This window comes from Massilimicrobiota sp. An134, assembly GCF_002160815.1.
Classification (GTDB): Bacteria; Bacillota_I; Bacilli_A; order Erysipelotrichales; family Coprobacillaceae; genus Allocoprobacillus; species Allocoprobacillus merdigallinarum.
Genome location: NZ_NFLH01000059.1, coordinates 1 through 5,532 on the forward strand (window position 1 = coordinate 1; position 5,532 = coordinate 5,532).

A 5,532-nucleotide genomic window follows, 5' to 3' on the forward strand; every position below is an offset into this window, starting at 1 on the left:
ATTTAATTTGAAAAGTAAATTCCACTTTTTTTAAGACTAAGTTCTACTTAAAAAATATTGATAAGTAGAACTTAATCTTGGAAATGACATAATTTATATTTTTAATTTTTGTGTTTGTGTATATAATGTACTTGAAGTGAATTTCAATTTTCTTATGGATTGTGATGAATTTACAAGACTAAATTCTACTTTTTAGTGTTCCTCATTTTCAATCCTTTCCTATCTGTTTTTATTAAAAATTGAATTGTTTAGAGTCACTTCATCAGGCTTAATATATTTGATGTGCAATGCCTGTAATAATTCTTTGCCCCATATGAATTCCGTTACTTCATAGGGGCTTTTATTATTCAATGAATATCTCTTGTATGAATTGATATGTGACATCATATTCCAAATATCTCTTTGATGAAGATTGTTGAAAGTCTTTCCTTTTGGCAGGAAATATCTTATGAATTCATGATTCTTTTCACAGGAACCTTTTTGATCCGATCTATTGGGGTCGCAAAAAAATACTTTTAATCCTAGTTCCTCAAGATAAGCTATGTCCGTGAATTCTTTTCCATTATCTGTAAGTATGACCTGAAAGAAATTTTTAAAGAGATCCTTATCATCAAATCTTTCATAATATAATTCAAATACCTGTGCAAGATGTGTATTTTCCTTACTTGAAATAAAATGGGCAATTTGAAAATGCGTTTTCACACAATGCAGGGTAAGGAGAAGATTTTCACCTTTGATTCCCTCAACAGTATCCATCTGGATGACATTGGCGTCGGGATGCTCGTTCATATAAGCGAGATAATCATCATATGTGCGATTTTTTCTTAATGCAGATTTATTGATTTTTACCTCATTTTTCCCTGCTTTTCTCTTTCTTTTCTTGAATCTAACCCTTCTAGGGAGGTCAATGTTGGCACATTCAAGAAAGCCAGCATCAATGTAGTTGTAAACGGTACTTTGAGAAACGCCAATCTCACCAGCATGTGAAGCAAATATATGATTGAGAGATTGAGACTTATCTCTGACAAGAGGGCTTACAATGGAATCAATTTTTTTGAGTTCTTCTTCAGTGACACTGATGCCAGTACGTGAACTGACAAGAGCTTCCATATATTCTTTGTGAGCATGGGAAGGGTTGTAAAAATATTTTATTGGTTTACGACAATATTTACGAGAATCACAGCCATTGCATACATAGGGTGCTCTTTTTAATCGCTTACATATATGAAGCTCAAAATCAGGACAAACGCTTTGACATATGTCACAACTTCTACAAAATTTGAGATTGCATTTGACATGAGAGCATAAATGAGTATGTGTGCAGTTTTTAACATGAGCACAGGTGCCATTTTTACTAAGGGTATTGGAAATTCTCTGTTCAATTCTATGTTTCCTGATTTCTTTGGAAACAGTAGATTTATCTTTTGAAATAGCTGAAGCAATTTTAGAAACGGAATCACCATTTTCTAGCATGGTAAAAATCTCATTACGTTGATCAGCAGTCATATGTTTATTTTTAGAAATATTTTCATTCATATCATTAATCCAGAAAATGAGGAACAAATAATCAATAACATATAACAAGAAAATTCGTAAGACTAAATTCCACTTTATTTTTTAAAGTAGAATTTACTTTTACAATTAACCTAAAAATCAGTTGTTACAAAAATATTTAAATAATATGGTATCTTCTATACATGTGTTTATGTTTGTGATAAAATTATTTTAATAGGAAAGAATTATATATATACAAATTGTTGATAAAATGTTTGGAAATAGGGTTTATATTATATCAACACTTGTTAATTTTTTCTAAAGTAGGTGAAAATGAAAGGATGACAAAAGAAAATAAAAATGATAAAAAAGAATTGATAACAGGTATAAATAAAGCTGTTTTTGAAGGGGCTTCTGCAGAAACTATTAAAAGATATGGAAGTGCTGTAAAAGAGCATGTTGTTTCATATAGTGGAGCAGATAATGAAACAGGAAAAGTTCTTCAAAAAGGCCTTAGGAAAATAGCTGATTCAAAAGTTAATCCTGATTATTTTAGTAGTAATATAAAGCAACAGGCAGGATTTGCTGCTGAGGTGAAATCTGTTGCTAGAAAGAATGCTGAAAGCATTATCAATAAAAAAGATACTCGATATATTAGAACGGATGATTTGGGCAGTATTAATGATACTTTGTTCGATATAAAAGAAGTCGATTTGATGGGTAATGAAATTATTAATTCAGGAGCTCAAATGAAATTTGTTGGTAAAACCCCAAAAGATTTATTAAATAAATTAAATAGTAAAAAATATGAAAAATATTTAGCTGCAGATGCTATTTTAGATATTCCTGATGACGCATATGATGTATTATTAGGAAATGAAAAGACTAAAGGATTAATAGACGAGAAAATTGAAGAATTATGTCAACAAGCAGAAGTTGCAAATAAAAAAGGAAAGGCAGAAGTAGCTCAGATCAAAAGGGAGAAAATTAGAAAGTATGAAAAAATAAAAAAGAATCTGAGAAAAAGTGGTTTGACTACAGAAGAAGCAATTGAAGCCAGAACAAATGCAAAGCTGTCTATTGCGAAAGATATTGCTAAAATATCGCATCGTGCTGGAAAAGAACAAATGAAAATAGGAGTTGCAATTGCTGGATCGGTTTCGATTATAAAAAATATTGTTTCATACACTAAAGGAGAAAAAACTGCTTATGAAGCTGCAAAATCTGTTGCTAGTGATACTGGGAAGGGAGCAGCTGTTAGTTATACTACTGCATTTTTAGGAACAATGGCGAAAGGAAGTATGCAGAATGCAAAGGTAGGATATATAAGAAATTTGGCAAAAACTAATTTGGCGGCTGGTATAGTTACAACAGCTATTGATATTGAAAAATCTTTGCGTAGATATATAAAAGGGGAGATTGACGGGGCTAGGTGTATCGAAGAATTAGGAAAGAAAGGATTAGGAGAAATTGGTTCTGCAATATTCGGGTCTATAGGATTAGCAGCTGTTCCTGCATCTGCTCCTAAGATTATAAGTGTATTAAGTGGAATTGCAGGAGCATCTTTTGGATATGTCGCAGCAGTGGCGATATATGATGAATTAAATATAGCATTGAAAGAAGCTAAAATAGCTAAAGAAGAAAGAATTCAGATTGAAGCTGAATGTGCAGAAGTGATTACAATGATTCAAGATTATAGAAAAGAAATGAATTATTTGGTATCTAATTACTTTGTTGATAAAATTAAGTCTTTTAATGAATGTTTTAATCAATTAGATAAAGCAATATTTGAAGAAAATATTGATAATTTTGTTTTTGCAAATCATATTTTACAAGAAAACTTGGGAAAGGTAAGTCAATTTTCAAATAAAACTGAATTTGATGTTTTGATGAACTCAGATTTACCGTTAGAGTTTTAATGGAGGAGATTTATGAAAATAGATGTAAAAAGTGCTTTAAAACTTACATATTATTTAATGGCTGTAGATGGTGACATAAGTAAAATAGAAGAGGAAACATTTGATGCGATTGGAAACGAACTAGATTCATCATTTCAAAAATACAAAATAGATATTATTAATGAATGTAAAAACCAATTAAACAAAGCGATTGATGAGGATGACTTTTATGAAGTTGTAAAAGAAGGTGTTGAAGATATTTTAAAAAAATTTATTACATCTAATTCTAATGGGTTTTATAATGATTTGTCGTATGATATAAGCAATTTTTTTCAAATTGGTATTGCTAAATCAACTTTAATTTGGAATCTTTTATCTGTGGCAATGGGTGATGGTAAATACTCAAAAGAAGAAAGAAATTTGATAAAGTTCATTGTAAGGAAATTAGATATTGATAAATCAATTTATTTGGAATTAGAAAATAAAATGAAAACACTAGAATCTATTGACAATGAGGAAAAGTGGATAAAAACAGTAAGTAAACCATATAATGTTGTTGATAAGCAAATAAAAGAGTTATCAAATAGAAGAGAAACAATTATTAAAAGTTTAAAAGTATTAATTAATGATTAGGAGGGAAAGAATTATGCCGTTACCATTATTCCTTATAGGTGCAGCTGCTGTAACAGGGGCATTAGGTGTTGGAAAAACAGTAAAAGCAGGGATAGATAATTCAAATGCAAAAAAAATAAACGAATCTGCAAATGAAAGAATTAAATTAATCGAAGAAAAATTGAATATTGCGCGTAAATCATGTGGTGAGTCTTTAGAAAGTTTAGGACAAGAAAAACTTTTTATTCTTGAAAACAATGTTAATGAATTTATAAAATTATTTGAAAAAATTAAAAATATTGATTTTAAAGAAACAGTAGGATTAAATGAGTTTAATAAGCTTAATTTTGATAAGTTGAATTTTTTAGAATTAAAAGAGTTGGGGAATTTTGCTTCTTCATTAATGGAAGGTGCAGTAGCAGGGGTAGCTGGGGGAGCGTTTGCTGCTTTTGGCGCTTACAGTGCTGCAACAACTTTTGCTACTGCTTCAACAGGTACTGCAATTGCTTCTTTAAGTGGAGTTGCAGCAACAAATGCAACTTTGGCTTTTTTTGGAGGAGGCTCAATCGCTGCAGGTGGCTTAGGAATTGCTGGAGGTACTGCTGTTTTAGGTGGTATTGTTGCAGCGCCAGCCTTGATGGTATTAGGAGTAATAGCAGGGTCTAAAGCAAGTAAAAATCTTGATGAAGCATATTCGAATAGTGCAAAAGCTAATGAGATATGTGAACAACTAGAAGCAGCAATATTTCAATGCCAAGCAATTAGAAGACGTACATATATGTTCTATGATTTATTAGCAAGACTAGATTCATATTTCTTGCCTTTGATTTATGAAATGGAAAAAATTATTGAAACTGAAGGTACGGATTATTCTGAATACACTTTAACTTCTCAAAAGAAGATTGTAGCATGTGTTTCAATCGCATCATCTATAAAAACAATACTAGATACTGCGATTTTAACTGAAAGTGGCGAATTGACCGAAAATTCAGAATTGATTTTTAACAATGTTTGTAAAGAATTAAATACTCAGAATGAAAATGTATTCTAATGATAATATGTTTCCTTGAGATTACTGAGGTGAATGTTGTAGATATGTTAATAAAATTAATGTTAGAAAGTTTTGATAAAAATAAAAGGTTTTATATTTATTGATTTTTAATTTATCTATGATAATAGTCTATATATTTATAATATATGATTAATGTTTAAAAAATTTTTATTAAAAGAGGAGTTTTGCATATAAAAAAGAAATTTAGAAAATATAATTAACTATTAAAGGGTGAAATCAGATCTCACCCTTTAGTAGTTTTTGATGTAAATATTGAATCATATGTTCAATTTCTGCTTCATTTAATGAATAATAAATACGATTATTTTCTTTTCTAATACGAATAAAATCTCCATCTAACAAAGCATCCATATGATAAGAGATTGTTGGAGTTTTGAGATTCATAGCTTTCGCAAGTTCATGACCATACATAGATTTCTTTTTCAACAAAGTTAAAATTTCAAACTTGGATTTATC

At 29.9% G+C, this 5,532-nt stretch carries 5 protein-coding genes; 3 read left to right on the forward strand and 2 right to left on the reverse strand.

Features of this window, described 5'->3' with window-relative positions; all coding sequences use genetic code 11:
- Positions 1 to 219: 219 nt before the first annotated feature.
- Positions 220 to 1,536: an IS30 family transposase gene (locus tag B5E79_RS12990; protein ID WP_087298333.1), complete on the reverse strand. Its 1,317-nt coding sequence runs from the start codon at positions 1,534 to 1,536 to the stop codon at positions 220 to 222.
- Between the two features lie 299 nt (positions 1,537 to 1,835).
- Between B5E79_RS12990 and B5E79_RS12995 the strand changes: the two genes are divergently transcribed.
- Genes B5E79_RS12995 through B5E79_RS13005 form a run of 3 tightly spaced genes read left to right on the forward strand, consistent with a single transcriptional unit; the run spans position 1,836 to position 5,055 of the window.
- Positions 1,836 to 3,413 (forward strand): hypothetical protein, encoded by a 1,578-nt coding sequence (locus B5E79_RS12995; protein WP_087298334.1) that lies wholly within the window; start codon positions 1,836 to 1,838, stop codon positions 3,411 to 3,413.
- 12 nt (positions 3,414 to 3,425) lie between these two features.
- A complete protein-coding gene (locus B5E79_RS13000; RefSeq protein WP_087298335.1) occupies positions 3,426 to 4,025 on the forward strand; it encodes a hypothetical protein in 600 nt (199 codons plus the stop codon).
- Positions 4,026 to 4,038: 13 nt separating this feature from the next.
- Complete coding sequence (locus B5E79_RS13005) at positions 4,039 to 5,055, forward strand: hypothetical protein (protein WP_087298336.1); 1,017 nt, start codon at positions 4,039 to 4,041, stop codon at positions 5,053 to 5,055.
- Positions 5,056 to 5,292: 237 nt separating this feature from the next.
- Here B5E79_RS13005 and B5E79_RS13010 read toward each other — a convergent pair.
- Positions 5,293 to 5,532: ArsR/SmtB family transcription factor (locus B5E79_RS13010; protein ID WP_143746794.1), on the reverse strand; the 240-nt coding region annotated here is incomplete at its 5' end.

What these genes read in the sequence shown, in the direction of transcription:
- B5E79_RS12990 (WP_087298333.1), bottom strand. Translation starts at nt 1,536, where the DNA reads ATGAATGAAAATATTTCTAAAAATAAACATATGACTGCTGATCAACGT.
- B5E79_RS13005 (WP_087298336.1), top strand. Translation starts at nt 4,039, where the DNA reads ATGCCGTTACCATTATTCCTTATAGGTGCAGCTGCTGTAACAGGGGCA.
- B5E79_RS12995 (WP_087298334.1), top strand. Translation starts at nt 1,836, where the DNA reads ATGACAAAAGAAAATAAAAATGATAAAAAAGAATTGATAACAGGTATA.
- B5E79_RS13000 (WP_087298335.1), top strand. Translation starts at nt 3,426, where the DNA reads ATGAAAATAGATGTAAAAAGTGCTTTAAAACTTACATATTATTTAATG.